Source organism: Microbacterium sp. AG790 (assembly GCF_003634765.1).
Classification (GTDB): Bacteria; Actinomycetota; Actinomycetes; order Actinomycetales; family Microbacteriaceae; genus Microbacterium.
In genome coordinates this window covers 81,919-106,400 of sequence record NZ_RBWZ01000008.1, presented here as the reverse complement: position 1 = coordinate 106,400, position 24,482 = coordinate 81,919, and the positions used below count along the sequence as shown (strand labels likewise).

Here is a 24,482-nt window from a genome sequence, read left to right as displayed (position 1 = left end):
CTCACCGACGTGGCGTCGTTCGCCCCGGCATCCGCGCCGTTCGTCGACGAACCCGACGGGGTGGGCATCGTCGGCATGCCGATGAACTTCGTTGCGACGGCGGGAGTTCATGAACAGGCGGGAACGCTCTTCGATCTTCCGGTCACGGTCCGTTTCACACCGGCCTCGTACCTTTTCATCTACGGCGACGGCACGTCGCGGGACAGCGCCACGGGCGGCCGAACCTGGGCGGAGCTCGGGCGCGCGCAGTTCAGCGCCACCGACACGAGTCACGCCTACGCCGCGCGCGGCACTTACACGGCGACGGCGACGGTCCGCTACGCGGCGCAGGCGAACTTCGGCAACGGCTGGATCGACGTACCCGGCCTCCTCGATATCGCCGCCGGCGCGACGACGCTGCAGATCGTCGACGTCAAGACCGCGCTCGTCGACAAGACCTGTCTCGAGAATCCACGCGGCCCCGGCTGCTGACCCCGCACGAGCTCCCAACATCGTGCCAGAACCCCGTGACAGGATGAGCGCGTGGCCGATCGCCTGATGCTCCTCGACACCGCTTCTCTCTACTTCCGCGCCTTCTACGGCGTGCCGGATACCGTGAAAGCACCCGACGGCACATCGGTCAACGCCGCGCGCGGGCTGCTCGACATGATCGCGAAGCTGGTGTCCGCGTACGAGCCGACCCACGTCATCGCCTGTTGGGACGACGACTGGCGTCCGCAGTGGCGGGTCGATCTCATCCCCACATACAAAACGCACCGTGTCGCCGAGGTCGTCGCCGACGACACCGACATCGAAGAGGTCCCCGATCCGCTCACGGCCCAGATCCCCGTCATCCGCGACGAGCTGGCAGTTCTCGGCATCCCTGTCGTCGGACATGCCGACCATGAGGCCGACGACGTCATCGCCAGCTACGCGACGCAGCACGCGGGCGCCGTGGACGTCGTGACGGGCGACCGCGACCTCTTCCAACTCGTCGACGACACACGGTCGGTGCGCGTCATCTACACCGGACGCGGCATGAGCAAGCTCGACGTGCTCGACGACGCTGCCGTCGTCGAGAAGTACGGAGTGCTCGCAAGCCAGTACGCCGACTTCGCTGTCCTGCGCGGCGACGCCTCCGATGGTCTGCCGGGCGTCGCCGGCATCGGGGAGAAGACGGCTGCGGCCCTCCTCGCCGCTCACGGTGACCTCGCCGGCATCCTCAGCGAAGCCGCCCGCGGCGGCCTGTCCGCGAGCGTTCGGGCGAAGATCCTCGCTGCGACCGACTACCTCGCGGTCGCGCCTCGGGTCGTCGAGGTCGTCCGCACTCTCGATCTTCCCGCCGTCGGAGCGCCGCTGCGCTCCCCCGACCCCGCTGCGACCGCGCGCGTGGATGCCGAGTGGAACCTCGGTGCGCCGCTCGCCCGCGCGATCGCCGCGATCACCGCCCGCGCCTGACGATCAGCGCGCGAGCCACGCGCGCAACCGATCGAGCGGCCACGTCGTGATGACCCGCTCCGGCGGCACGCCCGCTCGCTCTGCACGAGCGGCCCCCTCATCGAGCAGACCGAGTTGGCCGGGCGCGTGCGCGTCGGAGTCGAGGGAGAACAGGCACCCCTCGGCCAGGGCGAGAGCGATGAGCCCCGCGGGTGGATCCTCACGCTCCGGTCGCGCATTGATCTCCACCGCGACGTCGTGAGCCGCGCAGGCCGCGAACACCGCGCGCGCATCGAAGGTGGAAGGCGGCCTGGTGCCCCGCTCCCCGCGCACGAGCCGGCCCGTCACGTGGCCGAGCACATGCGCCTGGCCCGACGAAACAGCGGCCACCAGACGGCGGGTCATCGCCGGAGACTCCATGCGCAGCTTCGAGTGCACCGAGGCGACGACCACGTCCAGCCGTGCGAGCAGGGCACGCTCCTGATCGAGACGTCCGTCGTCGAGGATGTCCACCTCGATGCCGCTGAGCAGTGTGAAGCGGTCGTCGCAGAACTGCGGCACCTCTTCCAGCTGGGCACGCAGCCGCTGCGCGCTCAACCCATTGGCCACACGCAGACGCGGCGAATGATCCGTCAGCGCGAGGTACTCGTGACCGAGGGCGCGCCCCGCCTCGACCATCTCTCCGATCGATGTCGTACCGTCCGACCAGTTCGAGTGACAGTGCAGGTCGCCGTGCAGCATCGCCCGCAGCGTAGAGCGTGCCGGATCCAAGCGGTCTCGCAACTGCGCGAGGTACGCGGGCACGTCGCCGGCCAGCGCCTCCTGAATCGCTCGGAAGGACGAGTCGCCGATGCCCTTGCGCCGTCGAAGGCTCGCGGCATCGCGGAGCTCGTCGTCCGAGAGGTGCTCGATCGCTGCCGCGGCCGCACGGAAGGCGGCGGAGCGGTATCGCGACGCCCGCTCGCGCTCGAGCAGCGTCGCGATCTCCCGCAGCGCGTCGATCGGCTTCATCTGCACGCCATCATGACAGCGGAACGGGCCCGCGCGGTGCGCGAGCCCGTTCCAAGCGGACGATCTGTGAGGCGTCAGGACCGAATGACGGCAGACCGCCGCACGACGACGGGCACCGAGGCCAGCCGAGTGAGGGCCGCGCCGAAGAGGATGGACAGGATCCCCACCCCCATCGCGAAGGCGGCGACACCGAACGAGACGACGGAGGTGAACAGCGAGGCGCGCAGGAACGACGCGTTCATCATGGTCGCGCGCACCGGATCCTCCCTGTCGAGTTCGGCGTAGGTCTTACCGCCCGACGCCTTCAGCGCGTGGTGCTGGATGATGTCGGCCTGCACGTACGCGGTGAACGGGCCCTGGACGGTCTGCCCCTGGAAGGCCATCGCGTCGTCGGGCACCGTGATGTTCTCCGCGCGCAGCTGGCTGGACACCGTGAGCCAGACGACAAGACCCACCACGATCAGCGCAATGCCGCCGAGGATGCCGAGGATGCCGGCGATCTTGACGAAGCCGACCTTCTTCTGCGGGGGTTCAAGGGTGTCGGCGGTGGCGATGTTCTCTGACATGGCGGGGGTCCTCTCTTCGGTGCCGTGCTGTTGCCTCACGGTATCGCTCTCATGAGAACGGAGACCAGGGGGACGGGCCGGAGAAAACCCTGTGGTCAGTCCACAGCGCGTGTCGTTGCCTCGACCCAGCGGTCGAGGACGCCGCGAGCCGAGCCGTCGTCGATCGCGGACGCCGCGCGGTCGCGAGCGTCGGCGAGGCGCTCGACGATCGGCAACTGCACCTGCGTGGAATCGCGGAACAGGTCGTAGGAGACGATGCCCGCCGCCGCGTTGAGCAGGACGATGTCGCGCACAGCACCCTTCTGCCCGTCGAGCACCCGCCGCACCACCTCGGCGTTGTGCTGTGCATCGCCGCCGAGCAGGTCGTCGATATCCGCCAACGGGATGCCGAGGTCTCGCGGATCGAGGTCGTGCTCGTGGATGTCGCCCCGGCTGATCTCCCACACACGGCTGTGACCGGTGGTCGTGAGTTCGTCCAGACCGTCGTCCCCGCGGAAGACCAACGCCGTGGCTCCGCGCGTCTGGAAGACGCCGGTGATCAGAGGGACGCGATCGAGAGCGGCGACCCCGACGGCATTGGCCTCGGCGCGAGCGGGGTTGCAGAGCGGTCCGAGGAAGTTGAAGACGGTGGGCACGCCCAGTTCCGCTCGCGTCGGTCCCGCGTGACGGAAGCCGGGATGGAAGGCGGACGCGAACGCGAACGTGATGCCGGCCTCGGCCAGGACCTCGGCGACCCGCTCAGGAGACAGAGCGAGGTCGATGCCGAGCGCGCCGAGCACATCGGAGGAGCCCGAAGCCGAACTGGCAGCGCGGTTGCCGTGCTTGACCACCGGGATACCGGTCGCAGCGGCCACAATCGCCGACATGGTCGAGATGTTGACGGTGCCGAATCGGTCTCCCCCGGTGCCGACGATGTCGAGCACGTCGGCCGACACGGGCAGGGGCAACGCCGCCTCGAGGATCGCGTCACGGAAGCCCACGATCTCGTCGACCGTCTCCCCCTTCGCACGCAGGGCGAGCAGGAATCCGCCGAGCTGCGACGGGGTCGCCGTGCCCTGCATCACCTGCCGCATGGCCCACGTCGACTCCGACACGCTGAGGTCGCGCCGCTCGAGCACGGCAGTGAGGATTTCGGGCCAGGAATAGAGCTCCGCCATGAGCCCCGATCCTATCGGCACTCTGCCAGCCAACTCCCGGCGCGCCCGAAGGGCCCTCCAATCCCCCCGAAAGTCGAACGCACCTTCAGTGATGCGAAAACCGGCTGTGAAATCAGCCATAATGGGGAGCGTGACGACCACTCCAGCGACCTATTCCCAAGCCTTGCGTTCCGTCAAGCGGCCGGATCCGGTCGCCGTCGGCACCATCGTGTGGCTCGGCAGCGAGGTCATGTTCTTCGCGGGTCTCTTCGCGATCTACTTCACGCTGCGCAACGCCTCCCCCGACCTGTGGGCCGCCAGCACCGGCGACCTCAACGTGCCGTTCGCGGCCGTGAACACCGGCATCCTGGTGCTGTCCTCGTTCACCGCCCAGGCCGGTGTGTTCGCCGCCGAACGCTTCCAGCCCTACCGTCGCGGCTCCATCTGGCAGTTCCGCCAGTGGGGAATGGTCGAGTGGTTCTTCCTCACCTTCGTGATGGGTGCCGTCTTCGTCTCCGGCCAGGTGTGGGAGTACGCCACGCTCGTCGCAGAGGGCATGCCGATCAGCGCGAGCTCGTACGCGTCGGCCTTCTACATCACCACCGGTTTCCACGCGCTGCACGTGACGGGTGGCCTCCTGGCCTTCCTCCTCGTCATCGGTCGCGCCTACGCCGTCAAGAACTTCGGACGCAAGGAGATGACGTCTGCGATCGTCGTCTCGTACTACTGGCACTTCGTCGACGTGGTGTGGATCGTCCTGTTCTTCGTCATCTACGTCGTCAAGTAAGAAGCGGAGCTGAGTTCCTCCATGGCAACCAAGACCACCCGGCAGAAGACCGGTCGTCGCAGCAAGTGGGCTGCCGCCGCGCTCATCGGCATCGGCCTTCTCGTCACCGGCGGCGTCTATGCCGGCGCGTCGGCGGCGATGGCCGCGACGGAGCCCGCGTCCGCGTCGTCCACCACTCTCACCGTCGACGACGGCAAGAAGCTCTTCCAGGCCAACTGCGCCACGTGCCACGGCCTCAACATGGAAGGCACCGCGGACGGCCCGTCGCTGTACGGCGTCGGCGAGCTGGCTGTCGAGTTCCAGATGTCGACGGGACGCATGCCGCTGCAGATGCAGGGGCCGCAGGCACCGCAGAAGCCGGTGCAGTTCACCGAAGACCAGATCCGCGCGATCGCCTCCTGGGTCCAGTCCGTGGCACCCGGCCCGACCTACCCCGACGCACGCATCCTCGACGGCAAGGGCGACGTCGCCAACGGCGCCGAGCTCTTCCGCGTCAACTGCGCCATGTGCCACAACGTCGCCGCCGCCGGTGGAGCACTCACCGAGGGCAAGTACGCCCCGGCACTCACCAAGACCAGCCCGCTGCACATCTACGCGGCCATGGTCACGGGACCGCAGAACATGCCGGTCTTCAACAACATGACCATCACTCCGGACGAGAAGCGCGACATCATCTCGTCGCTGATGTACCTGCAGGAGAACGAGTCGGCCGGCGGTTTCAACCTCGGCTCGCTCGGTCCGGTCTCGGAGGGTCTGTTCATCTGGATCTTCGGCATCGGCGCGCTCATCGGCATCACCGTGTGGATCACGGCGAAGTCGAACTGATCGGGCACACGTGGACAACGGCACTGACGTAGGGAACGGACGAGACATGGCACACGAGGAAGACGCACTCGAGCACGAGAGGGCTTCATGGAAGCCCTCCCCCGGGCTCGCCGTCGCCGTCCCCGACCCCGTGCAGAACCCGGGCCTCCCGCCGCACCGGGAGCGCATCACCGACAAGGATCCGGCCGCGATGCAGCGCGCCGTCCGCACGGTTTACACGCTGTTCTACCTGTCCCTCGCGGGCAGCATCTGGGCGGTCGCCGCCTACATGCTCTTCCCGATCGAGAGCGGTCAGATCGTCGACATCCGCCACAACAACCTGTTCATCGGGTTGGGCATCGCACTCGCGCTGCTCGCTATCGGCATCGGTGCGATCCACTGGTCCAAGGCCGTGATGAGCGACAAGGAGTACATCGAGCCCCGTCATGCCACGCGCGGGCGCGACGTCACACGAGAGGGCGCCATCGCGGTGTTCCGCGAGGCGAACGAGGAGTCCGGGTTCGGACGCCGCACCGCCATCCGCGGATCCCTGATCGCCGCTCTCGTCGCCTCGGTGCTGCCGGGTATCACCCTCTTCCGCGGTCTGGCGCCCGAGTCCAGCCCCGAGCACCCGATCGCCGGAGATCCGGTCGCCCTCCTCAGCCACACGATGTGGAAGAAGGGCGAGCGCCTTGCGCACGACCCGACGGGTGAGCCGATCCGTGCGGCGGACCTCACCCTGGGATCCGCGGTGCATGTGATCCCGCAGTCGCTCGCCGAGCTCAGCCACAGTGACGGCTACCTCGAGGAGAAGGCGAAGGCGATCGTCCTGCTCATGAGGATGCTGCCCGAGCAGATCGTCGAAGCCGAAGACCGCAAGAGCTGGTCGTACAACGGCATCGTGGCGTATTCGAAGGTCTGCACGCACGTCGGCTGCCCGGTTGCGCTCTACGAACAGCAGACGCACCACCTGCTCTGCCCCTGCCACCAGTCGCAGTTCGACGTGACCCACGGCGCCGCCGTGATCTTCGGACCGGCCGCCCGCCCGCTGCCGCAGCTGCCGATCACCGTCGACTCCGAGGGCTACCTCATCGCGCAGAGCGACTTCACCGAACCCGTCGGCCCGAGCTTCTGGGAGCGCCATTGAGCACCGCGACTGTCACCGAGACAGGCCCTGACACCACGCCTCCGACCACCCGCGATGAGAAGCCGCTGGGCGGCCGCTTCGTCGCCGGCGCGGCGAACTACCTCGACGAGCGCACCAGCATCTCGGGCCTCGTCAAGGAGCTGGGGCGCAAGATCTTCCCGGACCACTGGTCGTTCATGCTCGGCGAGATCGCACTGTGGAGCTTCGTCGTCGTCCTGCTGTCGGGGACGTTCCTCACGTTCTTCTTCCAGGCGTCCATGGTCGAGACGCACTACGACGGGGCATTCGTCCCGCTGCGCGGCGTGGAGATGTCTGCGGCGCTCGACTCGGCGCTGCGGCTCTCGTTCGACATCCGTGGTGGCCTCCTGGTGCGCCAGATCCACCACTGGGCGGCTCTCGTGTTCGTCGCCGGTATCGGTGTGCACATGCTCCGCGTGTTCTTCACCGGAGCGTTCCGCAAGCCGCGCGAGCTGAACTGGGTGATCGGCTTCATCCTCTTCATCCTCGCCATGGCCGAGGGCTTCACCGGCTACTCGCTGCCCGACGACCTGCTCTCCGGCAACGGCCTGCGCATCATCGACGGCATGGTCAAGGGCATCCCGGTCATCGGCACCTGGACCTCGTTCCTGTTGTTCGGTGGTGAGTTCCCGGGCACTCAGATCGTCGGCCGCCTGTACACGCTGCACATCCTGCTCCTGCCCGCGATCCTCGTGGCACTGCTCGCGGTGCACCTCATGCTGATGATCGTCAACAAGCACACCCAGTTCGCCGGTCCTGGCCGCACGAACAGCAACGTCGTGGGCTTCCCGATGGTTCCGGTCTACATGTCGAAGATGGGCGGCTTCTTCTTCATCACGTTCGGCGTGATCGTGCTGATCGCGTCGCTGTTCACGATCAACCCGATCTGGAACTACGGCCCTTACGACCCGTCCCCGGTCTCGGCGGGTACGCAGCCCGACTGGTACATCGGCTTCGCCGACGGCGCGCTGCGTCTCGTGCCGCCGCACCTCGAGTTCGTCCTGTGGGACCACACCTGGTCGTTCAACATCCTCATCCCGCTGACGGCGCTCGGTCTGTTCATCGTGATCGTGATGCTGTACCCGTTCATCGAGGCGTGGATCACCGGCGACAAGCGCGAGCACCACATCGCCCAGCGCCCGCGCAACGCCGCGACGCGCACCGCGATCGGTGCCGCCGGCGTCACCTTCTACGCGGTGCTGTGGGCCGCGGCATCCTCGGACATCATCGCCACCCACTTCTGGCTCACGATGGAAGGCGTCATCCACACGCTGCAGGCGCTGTTGTTCGTCGGGCCGGTGCTCGCGTACTTCATCACGAAGCGTCTGTGCATCGCCCTCCAGAAGAAGGACCGGGAGATCGCGCTCCACGGTTACGAGTCCGGCCGCATCGTCCGCCTTCCGGGCGGCGAGTACATCGAGGTCCACCAGCCGGTCGACCAGTACGAGATCGTCAAGCTCGTCGACTTCGAGACGAACCAGCCGCTCGTGGTGCGCCCGAACGACCAGGGCCGCATTCCTTGGCACGAGAACTTCCGCGCTTCGCTGTCGCGCTGGTTCTTCGAGGACCGCCTCGCTCCCGTCACCCAGGCTGAGCTCGAGGAGGCGCGCGCGCACCAGCACCACACGCTGGATCACATCGCCGCCGAGGAGGATGCCGAGATCCAGGGCATGCACGAGCGTGCCGGAGTCGGCGAGGCACCGCACCACCCGATCGACGACGGTCACCGGAGCGAGACCGCCGTTCGCCCCTCGAACGTCATCGTCCCGGACGACGACGCGAAGGACGCGAAAGACAAGCACTGACCCGGCCGCGCAGGCTGGCAGTCAAGCGGCGAGGAGTGACCGTTCCGGTCCTCCTCGCCGCTTCGTCGTTCGCGTAGCGTCGAGACATGACCGATCCCCTCTCCTATTTCGCCGGCAAGCTCGCACACGAGACCGATGCCTCGGACGTCTACGCGGCGCAGCGCACCGGGGCGGACTTCGCGCTCGTCGACGTGCGCAGCGACGACGCCTGGGCCCAGGGCCACCCCGTCGGAGCCATCCACATGCCCTACCGCGAGATCGCTCAGCGTGCGGCGAAGGAGATCCCCCTGACGACGCCGGTGGTCGTGTACTGCTGGAGCCCCGGCTGCAATGCCGGCGCAAAAGGCGCCGTGGAGTTCGCCCGACTCGGCTACGCCGTGAAGGAGATGATCGGCGGGTACGAGTACTGGGTGCGCGAGGGACTGCCCACCGAGAACGCTCAGGGTGCGCTCCCCCGCGTGTTCGACCCGCAGGTCATGTACGTGCGACGGTGACGCTGGCTGACGCGTGGAAGACCGTCGTTACGGGCTGGCTCAGCCGGCGAGCGGCTTCGCGTCTTCTCTGAAGCGCTGCGTGGCCGCCCCGGCGAACACCACGACACTCTCTGTCGGAGCGCCCTTGCAGATATCGGCTACGACAGCGGTGACATTTGTCACGGGAGCCCGCCTGCAGAGCCGCGGCGACGATGATCTCAGCCGCGTCATCTCGTCTATCCACGTCCCGCAGGATCTCTCCGATCGCATCGTCCGGCAGGTAGTCGCTGACCCCGTCGCTGCACAGCAGCCAGCGATCTGCTTCCACCGGCTCGTGCGAGGTGACGCTGACCGCGTCCGACGGCTCACCGCGGAGCGAGGCGGTGATGATGTTGCGGCGAGGATGCGTCATCGCGTCCATCTCCGTCACTAACCCCTGATCGACGAGCACCTGGACGAAGGAGTCGTCACGGGTCTGACGCATCAGTCGCCCCGCGCGAAGGAGATAGCCCCGAGAATCACCGGTGTGTGCAAGAAGAAGAGTGCCGTCGCGGCCGAACCAGATCCCGGTGAACGTGGTCGCCATTCCCGCCAACGAGGGATCACGCCGCACGTGCGCTCCCAGATCCCCGTTCGCCACGTGCAGCCGCGTGGCGAGCTCTGCAGCATCCCCCTCCGTCCAGCCCCCTGCGACGAGCCGGTGGACGAAAGCCGCCGATGCGAGATCACCGGCGGGGCCGCCGCCGACACCGTCCGCGACGCCCGCACCCCACGACGCGACGAACGCGGCATCCTGATTGACATCACGAAACGGGCCGACGTCACTGGAGACGCCGGCCCGCAACGAGAGAGCCATCACCGCAGAACCGGCACCGTTCAGCGTGCGAAGTACCCGCGGTAGTACTCGAAGACCCAGCCCACGATGGCGACCACGAACACGCCGAGGCCGATCGGGAGCAGGAAGGTCCCGACAGCAAGTCCCAGGATGCCGAGCGCCGCAGAGAATGCGAGCACCAGCGGCCACCACGACCACGGGCTGAACTCACCCATCTCGGGGTCGCCGTCATCGATGTCGGCCGTCAGCGAGTCCTCGGGCAGCTCGCCGCCCTGCGCGCGGTGCACGCGGTCGACGTAGAAGCCGATCATCGCGGCCATGAAGACCGTGAACAGCAGCGCGACGCTACCGACCCACTCGATCGCGTGGAACCACTGACGGTCGGAGTGCTCGATGATGTTCCACCCCGTGTACAGGGCGAAGCAGAGGAAGAAGAATCCGGAGAGGATCCACCAGAGGTTGACGTTGGTCTTCACTTACTTGACCTTCCCCTCGGCCGTGTCCATGACGGGAGCATCGGGGGCATCCTTCGCCGGCCCGACACCGACCGGGAGCGCTGCTTCGGGGTGGTTGAGATCGAAGGCAGGGCGCTCGCTGCGGATGCGCGGAATGGAGGTGAAGTTGTGACGCGGCGGCGGGCAGCTGGTGGCCCACTCGAGCGATCCACCGTAGCCCCAGGGATCGTTGACCGTGACGCGTGGTGCCTTGCGCGAGGTGATCCAGACGTTCAGGAAGAACGGGATCATCGAAGCTCCGAGAATCATCGCGCCGATCGTCGACACCTGGTTCTGCCAGGTCCAGCCGTCCGCTGCCGAGTAGTCGGCATAACGACGCACCATGCCGTCGACGCCCAGCCAGTGCTGGATGAGGAACGTCATGTGGAAGCCGACGAACAGCATCCAGAAATGGACCATGCCGAGTCGCTCGTTCAGCATGCGCCCCGTCCACTTGGGCCACCAGAAGTAGAAGCCGGCGAACATCGCGAACACAACGGTGCCGAAGACCACGTAGTGGAAGTGGGCGACGACGAAGTAGGAGTCGGAGAGGTGGAAGTCCAGCGGCGGCGACGCGAGGATCACACCGGTCAGACCACCGAAGACGAACGAGACCAGGAAGCCGAGCGAGAACACCATCGGAGTCTCGAACGTCACCGACCCACGCCACAGGGTACCGATCCAGTTGAAGATCTTCACGCCCGTCGGCACCGCGATCAGCATCGTCATGAGAGCGAAGAACGGCAACAGCACCGATCCGGTCACGTACATGTGGTGAGCCCACACCGAGACCGACAGCGCCGCGATGGCGATGGTCGCGTAGACAAGCGTCTTGTAGCCGAAGATCGGCTTGCGGCTGAACACCGGGAAGATCTCGGAGACGATGCCGAAGAACGGCAAGGCGATGATGTAGACCTCGGGGTGCCCGAAGAACCAGAAGAGGTGCTGCCACAGCAGCACGCCGCCGTTGGCCGGGTCGTAGATGTGGGCGCCGAGAACGCGGTCGGCTGCCGCCGCCAGGATGGCTGCGGCCAGCACGGGGAACGCCATCAGGATCAGGATGCTCGTGACGAGCGTGTTCCACGAGAAGATCGGCAGGCGCCACATCGTCATGCCGGGCGCGCGCATCGTGATGATCGTGGTGATGAAGTTCACCGCGCCGAGGATGGTGCCGAAACCGGACATGCCGAGTCCGAGCATCCAAAGATTGCCACCGGCGCCGGGCGAGAACGATGCTCCCGCCAAGGGCTGATAGGCGAACCACCCGAACGCGGCCGCACCCTGAGGAGTCAAGAAGCCGGCGACGGCGATCACCGATCCGAAGATGAACAGCCACAGCGCGAACGCGTTCAGACGCGGGAACGCCACGTCCGGGGCGCCGATCTGCAACGGCAGGATCGCGTTGGCGAATCCGGCGAACAGCGGCGTCGCGAACATGAGCAGCATGATCGTGCCGTGCATCGTGAACAGCTGGTTGTACTGCTCCTTCGTCGGAAGGATCTGCATTCCCGGCTCGAACAGTTCGGCTCGGATGATCAGCGCCATCACGCCGCCGAGGAGGAAGAAGATCACCGACGCGATGAGGTACATGTACCCGATCGTCTTGTGGTCAGTGGAGGTGATCCACTTGACGATGATGTTGCCCTTCTGTCCCACGCGCGTGGAGCTCATCAGAGCCGCCTGACGCGGGGGCAGCGTGGTGGGGCGCGCGGAGGTCTCGCCCTGGAGAGGAAGCGTGGTCGCCATCAGTGTTGTCCCTCAGATTCGACGGGGGCTCCCGTGCCCGGGAAGTTCTGCAGCCGGTCGTAGGCCTTGTTGATGTCGCCGGTCTGACCAGCGGCGCGCAGGCCTGCGAGGTACTGCTGGTACTCGGCCGGCTCGACGACCTTGACCTTGAAGAGCATCATCGAGTGGTACTGGCCGCAGAGCTCGGCGCACTTGCCGTCGTATTCACCCACGCGCGTCGGGATGAAGGACCAGTAGTTGTCCTTCCCGATGTACATGTCCTTCTTGTAGAGGAAGTCGACGATCCAGAAGGAGTGGATGACGTCGCGGGAGGTCAGCTTGATCTTGACCTTCTCATTGACCGGCAGGACCAGGGTCGGCAGATCGCTGGTGATGTTGCCCTGGGCGTCGGTCTGGGCCTGAACACCCATCGTCCACACGGCGTTGTCGCCGGCCTGGCAGTCGGCCTGGTCGTCGTTGTACTGGAAGTCCCAGGCCCACTGCTTGCCGATCGCCGTCACGCAGACGTCGGGGTTGTCGTACTGCGTCTCGAGCACCGCCTGGTCGCGCGCCGTGAAAGCGAAGAAGCCGAGCACGAGGATCAGCGGAACGACCGTGTAGAAGATCTCGACGGGCATGTTGTACCGCAGCTGCACCGGCAGTCCACGCTGTCCGCGACGGCGACGATAGGCGATCGCCGCCCACCCCATGAGCGACCAGGTGATGATGCCGACCACCAGGAGGACGATCCAGGAGTTCACCCACAGACCCGACACCATCTCGGTGTGGTTCGTGGCTTGCGTGCCATCGTCGGTGAAGCCCGGCAGGAAGCCGTTCAGCTCGGTGGGAGTGCATCCCGCGAGGGTGATCGCCGAGGCGATCCCGATCGGGATGACGGCGAGCCGGAGTCGGCGTTTGACGCGCACGGTGCACCTTTCGGGGTCATGAAGGTCGAACACCGTTCAGTCTAAGGCAAGCTCCCACCCGATTCAGGCCATCCGCCCAGGATGTCTGCCACTATCGGAGGGGTTTTTCCGGCCTGACCAGCGACGCCCGTATCAGTGGAAGCTGTCGCCGCAGGCGCAGCTGCCCGCGGCGTTGGGGTTGTCGATCGTGAAGCCCTGCTCGGAGATCGTGTCCTTGAAGTCGATGGTCGCGCCATCCAGGTACGGCACGGACATGTCGTCGACGATGACCTCGACGCCGTCGAAGTCGACGGCCTGATCGCCGTCGAGGAAGCGCTCGTCGAAGTAGAGCTGGTAGATCAGACCCGAGCATCCGCCCGGCTGCACCGCGACGCGCAGACGCAGGTCGTCGCGACCCTCCTGCTGAAGGAGGTTCTTCACCTTCTCGGCCGCAGCGTCCGTCAGGAGAACGCCGTGCGCAGCCGTGGTGGCCTCGACGGGGGTGTTGGTGGCGATGTCGGTCATGGCACTCTCCGGAACCTCGTGATGATCGAAGCCGTTATCAGACGGCGGGTCGTGCTCGATTCTACGCGGCAGCGGAGACGTCGGGCCGATGACGCACTGGCACCGGTCCCGGGGCGGCCGCGGTCACCCGCGATCGAGTTCCTCGAGCAGGAGCGCCTCCGACACGAGCGCGCGGCGGAACGTGTCCAGGTGGAGGGACTCGTTCGGGCTGTGGGCCCGCGCGTGCGGATCCTCCACGCCGGTGACCAGGATCTGAGCGCCCGGGAACTCGCGCACGAGGTCGGCGATGAACGGGATCGATCCGCCGACGCCGATGTCGACCGGCTCCACGCCATAGCCCTCACGCAGCGCGTCGCGCGCCGAGGTCACCGCGGCCCCGCTGGTGTCGACCAGGAAGGCGTCGCCGCAGTCGACATCGCGGAAGGAGAGCTCTGCGCCGAACGGGGCGTGCGCGCGAAGGTGGGCCTCGAGCGCGGCGTAGGCCTCGCGGGCAGGCTGGCCGGGAGCCACGCGCATGCTGATGACGACCGAGACTTCGGGAGAGAGCGTGTTCGACGCGTTCTTCACACTGGGAGCATCGATGCCGGTGACGGTGATGGACGGCTTGTTCCAGATGCGGCTGAGGATCGAGCCGCGGCCGATCGGGCTCACCCCGTCGGGAAGCCCGGCCTCATCGCGCAGGGTCTCCTCGGAGTAGTCGGGCGTCGGCGCCTCCCGTTCAGTGAGCCCGGCGACGCAGACCGCACCGTCGTCGTCCCAGAGCGTGGCGAGCAGCTTCACGGTCGCCAGCATCGCATCGGGCACGGCGCCGCCGAACATTCCGGAGTGGGAGGCGTGTTCCAGCGTGCGCACGGTCATCGTGAAGCGTGCGTTGCCGCGCAACGAGACGGTGAGCGCCGGAGTCACGGCATCCCAGTTGCCGGAGTCGGCGACGACGATGACGTCGGCGCGCAGCGCGTCGGCGTTGTCGCGGAGGAACTGCGCGAACGACGCAGAGCCGGCCTCCTCCTCGCCCTCGATGAAGAGGTTCACACCGAGGTCGATGTCGCCACCGCGTGCGTCGATGAGCGCGCGCAGCGCACCGACATGCGCCATGATGCCGGCCTTGTCGTCGGCGGCTCCACGTCCGTAGAGGCGTCCACCGCGCACGGTCGGCTCGAAGGGTGGTGTCTCCCACAGCGACTCGTCACCGACGGGCTGAACGTCGTGGTGGGCGTACAGCAGAATCGTCGGACGTCCGTTTCGCGCTGCGCGCGTGGCGAGGACCGCGGGCATCCCCTCCGCTCCCGTCTCGGGCACGATCGCGGTCTTCACCTCGACGCGCTCGAAGATGCCGAGCTGCTCGAGCAGCCCGGCAACCGTCTCGGCGCTGCGCGTCACCTCGGCCCGGTCGAAGCCGGGGAAAGCCACCGATGGAATGCGCACCAGTCGCCCCAGATCGGCGAGGGCTGCGGGAACGGCCGCCTCGGCGGCATCGCGGACGGCGGTACGACGGGACAGGTCCGAGCTCATGCGGGTAATCTTAGAGCGCAGTTGCCGCGCGTCCCCGCGTGTGCGCACCACCCGTGATGACAACGAGGATCCACACCGTGGCCAAGAACCCCGCCGCTCCCGACGCCGCCGCCGACGTGCCCACCGGACCCGGCAAGCACCGTCCGACGCCCTCGCGCGCCGAGCAGGAGGCGGCCCGTAAGCGCCCTCTCGTCGCCGACACCAAGGAGGCCCGCGCCCGCGCGAAGGCCGAACTGGCGTCGCAGCGCGAGCGTGCCCGCATCGGCATGGCCAACGGCGAGGAGAAGTACCTGCCCGTTCGCGACCGCGGCCCGCAGCGCCGATTCGTCCGCGACCTCGTCGACGGCGGATGGCACCCGGGCGAGCTGCTCATGCCGCTCATGCTGATCGTGATCCTGCTCAGCCTCGTTCCGAACACCGCCATCGTCTACTACGGGTTCGCCGCGCTCTGGCTGTACATCCTCGTGGTCGTCGTCGACATGATCATCACGAGCGTGCGGGTGAAGAAGGCGGCCCGCGAGAGGTTCGGCGACCGCACGGAGAAGGGTCTCGGCTGGTACGCCGGCATGCGTACGATCCAGATGCGCTTCATGCGCCTGCCCAAGCCGCAGGTCAAGCGCGGCGGTCGCCCGGTCTGAGGCGCGCGGTCCGATGAGTGGGCCCGGCGCCGCAGCGACCGCCTCTGCCGGCGTGACTCATCGCGCCGCGACACGGCGGTGGTTCGTGCTGGCGCCGGCCCTGGCAGGGATCGTTCTCTGCGCGATCGGCGGTGCGCTCGTCACCCCGACGAGCGATGGCGGGCTGGCGGCGTACCTGTGCGTTCTCATCGGCGGCTGGGCGGTGGCGTTCTCCGCCGTCAACGCGCTGAGCGGATGGGAGGAACGGTGGCAGTGGGCCGGGCACATCGCGCTGACCGCAGGAGCGCTCGCCCTGGCCGTCTCGATCACTCCCCTCATCCAGCAGGCCGCCACCCTGCCCGAACCGTGGGGACGCTCGCTGGCGTTGGTGGCACTCGGCATCCCCCCTGCGGCCGGTTGGATAGTGATCACCCTGCTGGGTCGGATCTCCGCACGTGTCGATCGCGCTTCCTCACATCGCGCCGCGGCCGTCACGCCGCCGCAGTGGAGCGGCCCGGACGGGCGGCCGGAACTCACCGTCAGCGCCTCGCTCTTCACGATGCGAGCGCTGACGACTCTCGTGGTGGGCGCGATCATCGCCGGCGGGGTGCTGGCCGTCGCCCTGCTCATCGTTGCCGAGCGCTGGGTGCTCCGCCTGCCTCCGCTGATGCTCGTCGTCGTGCTGGGTGCCCTGATCGCGATGCCGCTCTCTGCGGCGGTCCACGTCGTCGTCAACCGGCGACGGCGACCGGTCACGATCCGCTGGCGCACCGGCGCGGTCGAGGTGGACACCGGTGGACAGTGGACCGTTCCGTTTCCGATGATCCAACGCCTGGTCTGGTGCCCGCGTGGCGATACGGCTCGCGTCGAGATCCACACCGCCACGCGGAGCGAGACGCTGCTGGTCGGCATGGTCCGCCAGGAGTCTCATGCGGCAGCGGAACTGCCGGCGCTGCAGCGTCGCATGCGGGCCGCCCTCGAGGACTCCGGGCTGCGGCCGAGTGAGCGGCGGGGCGTCCTGCGCTTCGATCGCGCGTAATCCCCGACCGTCGATGCGGCCAGCGGTGTCAGCGCGCCCGTCCCGCGACCAGCCCACGATTGATCTGGCGCGCCCAGAGTGGGCCGCGATAGATGAAGCCGGTGTATCCCTGTACGAGGGTGGCCCCGGCATCCAGCCGCTCCTGGACGTCGGCCGCACTCTCGACGCCCCCGGCGGCGATGACGCAGAACTCGTCGGGCACGACCGCGCGGACGACCCTCAGCACGTCCAGCGCCCGGCCGCGCAGAGGAGCCCCGGACAGACCGCCCGCACCCATCGCCGCGACGGCGGAGGCGTCCGCAGTGAGGCCTTCGCGCGAGATCGTCGTGTTGGTCGCGACGAGTCCGGCAAGGCCGAGGTCGACCGCCAGACGCGCCACCGCTTCGACCTCCTCGTCGGGAAGGTCGGGAGCGATCTTCACGAGCAGCGGCGTGGTGCCCGCGGCATCCCGAACCGCCTCCAGCAGAGGGCGCAACGTCTCCACGGCCTGCAGCCCACGCAGACCGGGGGTGTTGGGTGAGGAGACGTTGACGACGAGGTAGTCCGCGACGGGAGCGACCAGCTTCGTGCTGGTGACGTAGTCGGCGGTCGCATGCTCGACATCGACGATCCGACTCTTGCCGATGTTCGCCCCGAGCACGGCGCGTCGGGGCCGACGTCGCGAGCGGCCGAGCCTTCGGGCGGCGGCGGCGGCACCGGCGTTGTTGAACCCCATCCGGTTGATGAGGCCCCGGTCGGCGATGAGGCGGAACAGCCGCGGACGCGGGTTTCCCTCCTGCGGCACTGCCGTCACGGTGCCCACTTCGACATGACCGAAGCCGAGCGCGTACAGCCCCTCGCTCATGACGGCGTTCTTGTCGAAGCCGGCGGCGACGCCGAACGGTGAATCGAAGTCGAGCCCCAGTGCACGCGTGCGCAGCGACGGGTCGGGCGCCGTCAGCGCGCGCACGATCGGACGCAGTGGCCAGATCCCGAAGGCACGGATCACGGGGATGACGAGGTGATGGGCCCGCTCGGGGTCCATGTGCGCGAAGACGGTGCGGAAGATGAAGGCGTACATCGGATCTCAGCCTAGGGCGCGCTCGGGGCCGTCCTGCGCGCGAGGGCCGTGACTACTCCGCGGCCTCCGCCGCGTGGTCGGCACGCAGCTGGGCGATCGACGCTTCGAAGTCCTCCAGCGAGTCGAACGCCTGGTAGACGCTCGCGAAGCGCAGATAGGCCACCTCATCGAGTTCACGCAGCGGGCCGAGGATGGTCAGACCGATCTCGTTCGTGTCGATCTGCGACGCGCCGGTCTGGCGTACCGCCTCCTCCACCGCCTGAGCGAGCATCGCCAGATCACCTTCGGTCACCGGACGTCCCTGGCAGGCTTTGCGCACGCCCGACATCACCTTCTCGCGGCTGAAGGGCTCGATGACACCGGAGCGCTTGATGACGTTGAGGCTGGCGGTCTCGACGGTCGTGAACCGTCCGCCGCACTGCGGGCACTGGCGGCGACGGCGGATGCTGAGACCGTCATCGCTGGTTCGGGAATCGATCACGCGCGAGTCGACGTGACGGCAGAACGGGCAATGCACGCGTCACTCCCCCGTCGAGAGGTCGGCGAAACGCGCGGTGACGGCTTCACCGTGCGCCGGCAGCGCCTCGGCGACCGCCAGCGCGACGATGTCGTCGTGGGCTGCGCGCAGCGCATCCCGGTCGTAGACGATGACCTGCTGCGGCCGCAGGAACGTCGCCGCCGACAGACCGGCCGCATACCGCGGTTGCCCGCCCGTCGGCAGCACGTGGTTGCTGCCGGCCAGGTAGTCCCCGAGACTCACGGGTGAAAATGCGCCGACGAACACCGCACCGGCATTGACGAAATCCTCCGGACGCGGGTCCCGGAGGTGCAGTTCGAGATGCTCCGGCGCGTACGCGTTGCTGAACGCCGTGGCCGCCGCAAGGTCGTCGACCAAGACGATCGCGGACTGCGGACCGGCAAGCGCTGCGGTCGCGCGCGCCGCGTTGCGGGTGCGTGCGACGCGCTCCACCACCTCGGATCGCACGCGGTCCGCCAGCTCCTGCGACCAGGTGACCAGCACCGCCGATGCCTGCTCGTCGTGCTCGGCCTGACTGATCAGATCCACGGCGACCAGCGCAGCGTCGGCGTGCTCATCGGCGACGATCAGGATCTCCGTCGCGCCGGCTTCGGAGTCCGTTCCGACGAGTCCGCCCACGGCGCGCTTGGCGGCCGCGACGAAGTTGTTGCCGGGACCGGTGACGACGTCGACGGGTTCCAGGCCGAGGCTGTCGACCCCGTAGGCGTAGGCGCCGATCGCTCCTGCCCCGCCCATCGCGTAGACCTCTGTGACGCCGAGAAGTCGCGCGGCCGCGAGGACGTCCGGGTGCACCCGGCCGCCCGCGTCGGCCTGGGGCGGCGAGGCGAGCGCGACCTCGCCGACGCCGGCGACCTGCGCGGGAACGACGTTCATGACGACACTCGACGGATACACCGCCTTTCCGCCGGGTACGTAGACACCGGCGCGGCGGACAGGCTGCCAGCGCTGTTCGACACGCCCGCCGGGAACGATCTCGGTCACGGCCGGAGCGGGGACCTGGGCGGCCGAGGCGAGCCGCACGCGGCGGATCATCTCCTCGATCGCGCGCCGCACCCCGGGGTCGAGACTCTCCAGCGCGTCGTCGAGGTGCGCAGCGGGAACACGGACGGCGTGGTCCTGGACGCGGTCGAAGCGCGCCGCCTGCTCTCGCAGCGCCGTCTCTCCGCGCAGGCGCACGTCGTCGACGATCTCGAAAGCGGCCTGGAGGGCCTCGACACGGGCGGCTTGAGCACGGGGCACGGCGGCGAGCCACTGCGCGGTCGTCAACTGGCGACCGCGCACATCAATGGTGCGGAGCATCGTTCCAGGCTACCCGCGCGTGACGCCGGAGACGTCCGTGAGGTAGCCGATGCGGCCGTCTTCGTGACGGACGACGAAGCGGTCACCACGGTCCTCGATGACCAACGCCCAGGCGGTGGGTCCGATGCGAAACAGCGGTGTGCCGTGCTCGTCGACGACGTCACGCTCGACGGGAACGAGCGCCCAGAAGGCCTGCGACGCGGCGGGGGTGAGAACCGTCTCGTCCAGGACGGTCGTCTCCGAGGTCGGCTCCGCCACGGGCGCGGGGTCTGCACCCGTGGACGCGTCCGCGTAGGTGTCGGCCTGCGACGTCGCGGTCGGTGCCGCGTACGACGTCCGCTCCATCACGGGACGTGCCACGACGGGGCGAGCCGGGCTCGCATACCGGTGCGCGGGGACCTCGGTGCGGTGCTGGAAGTCCTCGCCGATGGTGGGAAGGAGCGGCGCGAAGACGGTGAGCACGACGCCGGCCAGCATGAGGATGAACTCGACCCAGACGACCCATGTCGCCAGGAAGACGCTTCCTCCACCCACCGACACGAACGAGCTCCAGAGGATGCCGAGCCAGATGATCGACGAGACCGAGAAGGCGACCGAGGCGAACTGATCGATGCCGAGCGAGCCGACGCGGCGGATGCCCTGGGGCGACAGCCGGCGCAGGCCGATGAGGAACACCGCGACGGTCGGCACGCCGATCGTGAGTAGCCAGTCGATGCCCGTCCACACCGACGTTCCCCACCCGCCGTTGCCGTAGCTGTAGATGGGGAAGAAGGAGACGACGAACGCGACGAGCCAGACCGCACCGAGAGACACCTCACGGATCGAGAACGGCCCCACTCCGTACTGCGCAGGAGCAGCCTCGTCGACGCCGTCCGGCCCGTCGGTCATCGCCTCGAACGCCTCGGCGAAGGTGACGGTCGAGACGTCCGGCGTGGGGGTCGCGGCAGGCTCATCGGACTCGGTGCTGGCGGCGGCGTGCGAGACCGGGGTCTCATCGTCGGCACGCGCCTCAGCGCCTGCGGACTCCGCGATCGCAGGGGCGTCGTACTCGTCCGGTGTGCTTTCACCGGCGGTCTGGGGGGTGGGCTTCTCGTCGGTCACGTTGCGCAATCCTTCCGGAACAGAACTCGACTGGGATCCTACTCGGCCGATCCCAGGCTCACCCCAGACACTGCGGTCCGAGAAGCCCCTTCAGCTCTCCGTACAGGTCGACGGTGACACGCACCTGGGCCGGCACCTCGAACACTTTCGCGACACCGCTCTTGTGCAGCTTGAGGGTGACCTCGGTGTCGCCGGGGTGCCGTGAGAACACCTGAGCCAGTTGCGTCACCGTCGTCTCCGTCGCGCGGTGCTCGGGCATGAGGAGCACGAGGGAACCCGTGGCGTCGACGGAGCCGAGGTCGGGCGAGAACGCCGACTGGCCGTGCAGGTTCAGCCCATCATCGCGTCGGGAGACACGACCGCGTACCACCAGGATGCTGTCGGCGATGAGCATGGACTGGAACTCGGTATAGGTCTTGCCCATGAACATCACGGTCACTTCGCCGTCGAAGTCCTCGACCGTGATCATGCCGTACGGGTTGCCGCTCTGCTTCGCGACGCGGTGCTGGACGCTCGTCACGAGGCCCGCCACCGTGACGATATCGCCGTCGTTGACATCGTCCGAGGCCAGAAGATCGTGGATGGACGTGGAGGCGTGCTTGGCCAGCGGGATCTCGAGCCCGGCGAGCGGATGGTCGGACACGTACAGCCCGAGCATCTCGCGCTCGAACGCGAGCTTGTCCTTCTTGGTCCACTCCGGTCGCGGCGGAACCTTCGCGGGCACCGCTTCCTCGGCGGCGTCGTAGAGCGAGTCGAAGTCGAAACCGATCGCACCCTGAGCCTCGTTGCGCTTGCGGTCCACGGCCGCTTCGACCGCGTCTTCGTGCACCTCGAGGAGAGCCCGCCGTGTGTCGCCCATCGAGTCGAACGCGCCGGCCTTGATGAGGGACTCGACGGTGCGCTTGTTCGCGACGTGCATGGGCACGGTGTCGAGGAAGTCGTGGAAGCTCGTGAAGCCGTCGTCGCCGCGCGCCTCGACGATGCCGTCGACCACGTTCGCCCCGACGTTGCGGACCGCGCCGAGCCCGAAGCGGATGTCTTCGCCGACAGCCGCGAAGTAGCGGATCGACTCGCTGACATCCGGGGGAAGCACCCGGATGCCCATCCGCCGGCACTCGTTGAGGTACACGGCCATCTTGTCCTTGGAGTCTCCGACGCTCGTGAGCAGCGCCGCCATGTACTCGGCGGGATAGTGGGCCTTGAGGTAAGCCGTCCAGTAGGAGACCAGCCCGTAGGCGGCGGAGTGTGCCTTGTTGAACGCGTAGTCCGAGAAGGGCAGGAGGATGTCCCAGAGCGCTTGGACGGCGCCTTCGCCGTAGCCGCGTTCCTTCATACCGCCCGAGAAACCCTCGTACTGCTTGTCGAGCTCCGACTTCTTCTTCTTTCCCATCGCGCGGCGCAGGATATCGGCCTGTCCGAGGGAGAACCCGGCGACCTTCTGCGCGATCGCCATGACCTGCTCCTGATAGATGATCAGGCCGTAGGTGGTGTCGAGGATGTCGCGCAGCGGCTCTTCGAGCTCGGGATGGATGGGGGTGATCGGCTGCTGACCGTTCTTGCGCAGCGCGTAGTTGGTGTGGGAGTTGGCGCCCATGGGTCCGGGACGGTACAGCGCGATGACGGCGGAGATGTCCTCGAAGTTGTCGGGCTTCATCAATCGCAGCAGCGCACGCATGGGGCCACCGTCGAGCTGGAAGACGCCGAGGGTGTCTCCCCGCGTGAGCAGGTCGTAGGCCGGGCGATCGTCGAGCGTCAGGTGTTCGAGGTCGAGTTCCTCACCACGGTTCATCCGGATGTTGTCGAGCGCGTCGGAGATGATCGTGAGGTTGCGAAGCCCCAGGAAGTCCATCTTGATGAGACCGAGCGCCTCACACGACGGATAGTCGAACTGGGTGACGATCTGGCCGTCCTGCTCGCGGCGCATGATCGGGATGATGTCCAGCAGCGGCTCGCTGGACATGATCACGCCGGCAGCATGCACACCCCACTGCCGCTTCAGGCCTTCCAGGCCCAGCGCGCGGTCGAAGACGGTCTTCGCGTCGGGATCCGTGTCGATGAGCGAGCGGAACTCGCTCGCCTCCTTGAAGCGCGGATGAGCGGTGTCGAACATGCCGGACAGCGGCATGTCCTTGCCCATGACGGCGGGCGGCATCGCCTTGGTCAGCCGCTCCCCCATGCTGAACGGGAAGCCGAGCACGCGACCGGCATCCTTGAGCGCCTGCTTCGATTTGATCGTGCCGTAGGTGACGATCTGGGCGACGCGTTCGGAGCCGTACTTGGCGGTGACGTAGTCGATCACCTCGCCGCGGCGACGATCGTCGAAGTCGACGTCGAAGTCGGGCATGGACACACGGTCGGGGTTGAGGAAGCGCTCGAAGATCAGCCCGTGCTCGAGCGGGTCGAGGTCGGTGATGCGCATGGCGTACGCCACCATGGAGCCCGCTCCCGATCCACGACCGGGCCCGACACGGATGCCGTTGTCCTTCGCCCAGTTGATGAAGTCGGCGACGACGAGGAAGTAACCCGGGAAGCCCATCTGCAGGATGATGCCGGTCTCGTACTCGGCCTGCTTGCGGACCTTGTCGGGGATGCCGTCCGGATATCGGTAGTGCAGTCCCGCCTCGACCTCTTTGATCAGCCAGCTGTCCTCGGTCTCCCCGTGCGGCACCGGGAAACGCGGCATGTAGTTCGCCGAGGTGTTGAACTCCACCTCGCACCGCTCCGCGATGAGCAGCGTGTTGTCGCAGGCCTCGGGGTGATCGCGGAAGAGCTGGCGCATCTCGGCGGCGGTCTTGATGTAGTAGCCGTCGCCGTCGAACTTGAACCGGTTGGGATCGTCGAGCGTGGATCCGGACTGCACGCACAGGAGGGCCTCGTGAGCGTCAGCCTCGTGCTGGTGCGTGTAGTGCGAGTCGTTGGTCGCGACGAGCGGGATGTCGAGGTCCTTCGCGAGGCGGATCAGGTCGGTCATCACGCGGCGCTCGATCGACAGGCCGTGGTCCATGATCTCGGCGAAGTAGTTCTCCTTGCCGAAGATGTCCTGGAACTCCGCCGCGGCCGCACGAGCGGCGTCGTACTGCCCCAAGCGCAGACGCGTCTGCACCTCTCCCGACGGGCAGCCGGTCGTCGCGATGAGTCCCTTGCCGTAGGTCTGCAGCAACTCCCGATCCATGCGCGGCTTGAAATAGTAGCCCTCCATGCTCGACAGCGAGCTCAGCCGGAACAGGTTGTGCATCCCCTCCGTGCTCTGGCTCCACATCGTCATGTGGGTGTACGCGCCCGATCCCGAGACGTCATCGCTCTTCTGATCGGGCGATCCCCACGCCACTCTCGACTTGTCGCTGCGGTGCGTGCCCGGCGTCACGTACGCTTCCAGCCCGATGATGGGCTTCACGCCGGCCGCTTTGGCCGCATTGTAGAACTCGAACGCCGCGAAGGTGTTGCCGTGATCGGTGACAGCGATCGCCGGCATCCCATACTCGGCCGCGGCCTGCGTCATGGCCCCGATCTTGGCCGCTCCGTCGAGCATCGAGTACTCGCTGTGCACGTGCAGATGAACGAAGGAGTCGGTTGCCACACATCGAGTCTACGAAGGCGTCCGACATCCTCGGGCGGACGCCCCGGCGCCCGTGCCGAGCTCACCTCACCCTCAACCTGAAGGTGAGACGC

Annotated in this window: 23 protein-coding genes; 9 read left to right on the top strand and 14 right to left on the bottom strand. The window is 67.5% G+C overall.

The window, feature by feature from the left end:
- The first annotated feature begins 9 nt into the window (after positions 1-9).
- Both DEU37_RS15080 and DEU37_RS08375 read left to right on the top strand, forming a co-directional pair.
- Positions 10-471, top strand: a complete 462-nt coding sequence (locus DEU37_RS15080; protein WP_259457211.1) for a hypothetical protein — start codon at positions 10-12, stop codon at positions 469-471.
- A gap of 51 nt (positions 472-522) precedes the next feature.
- Positions 523-1,437, top strand: coding sequence for a 5'-3' exonuclease (locus tag DEU37_RS08375; RefSeq protein WP_121190201.1), 915 nt, complete (start codon positions 523-525; stop codon positions 1,435-1,437).
- A 3-nt stretch (positions 1,438-1,440) separates the two neighbouring features.
- Here the strand turns inward: DEU37_RS08375 and DEU37_RS08370 are convergent, their stop codons facing one another.
- The 3 genes from DEU37_RS08370 to trpD all read right to left on the bottom strand — a co-directional run bounded on the left by DEU37_RS08370 (position 1,441) and on the right by trpD (position 4,150).
- Positions 1,441-2,427 (bottom strand): PHP domain-containing protein, encoded by a 987-nt coding sequence (locus DEU37_RS08370; RefSeq protein ID WP_121190199.1) that lies wholly within the window; start codon positions 2,425-2,427, stop codon positions 1,441-1,443.
- A gap of 74 nt (positions 2,428-2,501) precedes the next feature.
- Complete coding sequence (locus DEU37_RS08365; protein ID WP_005049210.1) at positions 2,502-2,993, bottom strand: hypothetical protein; 492 nt, start codon at positions 2,991-2,993, stop codon at positions 2,502-2,504.
- Positions 2,994-3,088: 95 nt separating this feature from the next.
- Positions 3,089-4,150: an anthranilate phosphoribosyltransferase gene (gene trpD / locus DEU37_RS08360; protein ID WP_121190197.1), complete on the bottom strand. Its 1,062-nt coding sequence runs from the start codon at positions 4,148-4,150 to the stop codon at positions 3,089-3,091.
- A 121-nt stretch (positions 4,151-4,271) separates the two neighbouring features.
- On the opposite strand from trpD, the gene DEU37_RS08355 reads away from it, so the two are divergent.
- From DEU37_RS08355 to DEU37_RS08335, 5 genes are all read left to right on the top strand, one after another.
- Positions 4,272-4,916, top strand: a complete 645-nt coding sequence (locus DEU37_RS08355; RefSeq protein WP_005049205.1) for a heme-copper oxidase subunit III — start codon at positions 4,272-4,274, stop codon at positions 4,914-4,916.
- Between the two features lie 21 nt (positions 4,917-4,937).
- Positions 4,938-5,741, top strand: coding sequence for a c-type cytochrome (locus DEU37_RS08350; RefSeq protein WP_121190195.1), 804 nt, complete (start codon positions 4,938-4,940; stop codon positions 5,739-5,741).
- A gap of 46 nt (positions 5,742-5,787) precedes the next feature.
- Positions 5,788-6,867 carry a ubiquinol-cytochrome c reductase iron-sulfur subunit gene (locus tag DEU37_RS08345; RefSeq protein WP_121190193.1) on the top strand — a complete coding sequence of 360 codons (1,080 nt, stop codon included), beginning with the start codon at positions 5,788-5,790 and terminating at the stop codon, positions 6,865-6,867.
- Positions 6,864-8,690 carry a cytochrome bc complex cytochrome b subunit gene (locus tag DEU37_RS08340; protein WP_121190191.1) on the top strand — a complete coding sequence of 609 codons (1,827 nt, stop codon included), beginning with the start codon at positions 6,864-6,866 and terminating at the stop codon, positions 8,688-8,690. The genes DEU37_RS08345 and DEU37_RS08340 overlap by 4 nt, the downstream gene beginning before the upstream one ends.
- Positions 8,691-8,776: 86 nt before the next feature.
- Entirely contained in the window at positions 8,777-9,184 is a 408-nt protein-coding gene (locus tag DEU37_RS08335; protein WP_121190189.1) for a rhodanese-like domain-containing protein, read from the top strand.
- Here DEU37_RS08335 and DEU37_RS08330 read toward each other — a convergent pair.
- The 6 genes from DEU37_RS08330 to DEU37_RS08305 all read right to left on the bottom strand — a co-directional run bounded on the left by DEU37_RS08330 (position 9,165) and on the right by DEU37_RS08305 (position 15,159).
- Positions 9,165-10,019, bottom strand: coding sequence for a PP2C family serine/threonine-protein phosphatase (locus DEU37_RS08330; protein ID WP_259457210.1), 855 nt, complete (start codon positions 10,017-10,019; stop codon positions 9,165-9,167). The two genes, DEU37_RS08335 and DEU37_RS08330, sit on opposite strands and share 20 nt — an antisense overlap.
- 20 nt (positions 10,020-10,039) lie before the next feature.
- Positions 10,040-10,474 (bottom strand): cytochrome c oxidase subunit 4, encoded by a 435-nt coding sequence (locus tag DEU37_RS08325; protein ID WP_005049192.1) that lies wholly within the window; start codon positions 10,472-10,474, stop codon positions 10,040-10,042.
- Positions 10,475-12,238, bottom strand: a complete 1,764-nt coding sequence (gene ctaD / locus DEU37_RS08320; RefSeq protein WP_121190188.1) for a cytochrome c oxidase subunit I — start codon at positions 12,236-12,238, stop codon at positions 10,475-10,477.
- Entirely contained in the window at positions 12,238-13,143 is a 906-nt protein-coding gene (gene coxB, locus DEU37_RS08315; protein WP_121190186.1) for a cytochrome c oxidase subunit II, read from the bottom strand. Before coxB ends, ctaD begins: the two co-directional genes overlap by 1 nt.
- Positions 13,144-13,275: 132 nt before the next feature.
- Positions 13,276-13,647: an iron-sulfur cluster insertion protein ErpA gene (erpA, locus tag DEU37_RS08310; protein WP_036287992.1), complete on the bottom strand. Its 372-nt coding sequence runs from the start codon at positions 13,645-13,647 to the stop codon at positions 13,276-13,278.
- A gap of 123 nt (positions 13,648-13,770) precedes the next feature.
- Positions 13,771-15,159 carry a dipeptidase gene (locus DEU37_RS08305; protein WP_121190183.1) on the bottom strand — a complete coding sequence of 463 codons (1,389 nt, stop codon included), beginning with the start codon at positions 15,157-15,159 and terminating at the stop codon, positions 13,771-13,773.
- A gap of 77 nt (positions 15,160-15,236) precedes the next feature.
- Between DEU37_RS08305 and DEU37_RS08300 the strand changes: the two genes are divergently transcribed.
- Complete coding sequence (locus DEU37_RS08300) at positions 15,237-15,797, top strand: DUF3043 domain-containing protein (protein ID WP_121190182.1); 561 nt, start codon at positions 15,237-15,239, stop codon at positions 15,795-15,797.
- Between the two features lie 52 nt (positions 15,798-15,849).
- Positions 15,850-16,815: a hypothetical protein gene (locus DEU37_RS08295; RefSeq protein ID WP_259457209.1), complete on the top strand. Its 966-nt coding sequence runs from the start codon at positions 15,850-15,852 to the stop codon at positions 16,813-16,815.
- A 28-nt stretch (positions 16,816-16,843) separates the two neighbouring features.
- Here the strand turns inward: DEU37_RS08295 and DEU37_RS08290 are convergent, their stop codons facing one another.
- From DEU37_RS08290 to dnaE, 5 genes are read right to left on the bottom strand one after another with little or no spacing between them, the layout of a single operon-like run.
- A complete protein-coding gene (locus DEU37_RS08290) occupies positions 16,844-17,875 on the bottom strand; it encodes a quinone-dependent dihydroorotate dehydrogenase (RefSeq protein ID WP_121190180.1) in 1,032 nt (343 codons plus the stop codon).
- Positions 17,876-17,927: 52 nt separating this feature from the next.
- Entirely contained in the window at positions 17,928-18,392 is a 465-nt protein-coding gene (nrdR, locus tag DEU37_RS08285) for a transcriptional regulator NrdR (protein ID WP_121190178.1), read from the bottom strand.
- A gap of 3 nt (positions 18,393-18,395) precedes the next feature.
- Positions 18,396-19,712 carry a histidinol dehydrogenase gene (hisD, locus tag DEU37_RS08280; protein ID WP_121190177.1) on the bottom strand — a complete coding sequence of 439 codons (1,317 nt, stop codon included), beginning with the start codon at positions 19,710-19,712 and terminating at the stop codon, positions 18,396-18,398.
- A gap of 9 nt (positions 19,713-19,721) precedes the next feature.
- Complete coding sequence (locus tag DEU37_RS08275; RefSeq protein ID WP_121190175.1) at positions 19,722-20,813, bottom strand: hypothetical protein; 1,092 nt, start codon at positions 20,811-20,813, stop codon at positions 19,722-19,724.
- A gap of 58 nt (positions 20,814-20,871) precedes the next feature.
- Positions 20,872-24,342: a DNA polymerase III subunit alpha gene (gene dnaE, locus DEU37_RS08270; RefSeq protein WP_396652198.1), complete on the bottom strand. Its 3,471-nt coding sequence runs from the start codon at positions 24,340-24,342 to the stop codon at positions 20,872-20,874.
- Between the last annotated feature and the right edge of the window lie 140 nt (positions 24,343-24,482).

Coding starts and splice junctions, on each gene's coding strand:
- DEU37_RS08370 (WP_121190199.1), bottom strand. CDS start 2,427: ATGAAGCCGATCGACGCGCTGCGGGAGATCGCGACGCTGCTCGAGCGC.
- DEU37_RS08365 (WP_005049210.1), bottom strand. CDS start 2,993: ATGTCAGAGAACATCGCCACCGCCGACACCCTTGAACCCCCGCAGAAG.
- trpD (WP_121190197.1), bottom strand. CDS start 4,150: ATGGCGGAGCTCTATTCCTGGCCCGAAATCCTCACTGCCGTGCTCGAG.
- DEU37_RS08355 (WP_005049205.1), top strand. CDS start 4,272: ATGGGGAGCGTGACGACCACTCCAGCGACCTATTCCCAAGCCTTGCGT.
- DEU37_RS08350 (WP_121190195.1), top strand. CDS start 4,938: ATGGCAACCAAGACCACCCGGCAGAAGACCGGTCGTCGCAGCAAGTGG.
- DEU37_RS08345 (WP_121190193.1), top strand. CDS start 5,788: ATGGCACACGAGGAAGACGCACTCGAGCACGAGAGGGCTTCATGGAAG.
- DEU37_RS08335 (WP_121190189.1), top strand. CDS start 8,777: ATGACCGATCCCCTCTCCTATTTCGCCGGCAAGCTCGCACACGAGACC.
- DEU37_RS08330 (WP_259457210.1), bottom strand. CDS start 10,019: ATGGCTCTCTCGTTGCGGGCCGGCGTCTCCAGTGACGTCGGCCCGTTT.
- ctaD (WP_121190188.1), bottom strand. CDS start 12,238: ATGGCGACCACGCTTCCTCTCCAGGGCGAGACCTCCGCGCGCCCCACC.
- erpA (WP_036287992.1), bottom strand. CDS start 13,647: ATGACCGACATCGCCACCAACACCCCCGTCGAGGCCACCACGGCTGCG.
- DEU37_RS08305 (WP_121190183.1), bottom strand. CDS start 15,159: ATGAGCTCGGACCTGTCCCGTCGTACCGCCGTCCGCGATGCCGCCGAG.
- DEU37_RS08290 (WP_121190180.1), bottom strand. CDS start 17,875: ATGTACGCCTTCATCTTCCGCACCGTCTTCGCGCACATGGACCCCGAG.
- hisD (WP_121190177.1), bottom strand. CDS start 19,712: ATGCTCCGCACCATTGATGTGCGCGGTCGCCAGTTGACGACCGCGCAG.
- dnaE (WP_396652198.1), bottom strand. CDS start 24,342: ATGCTCGACGGAGCGGCCAAGATCGGGGCCATGACGCAGGCCGCGGCC.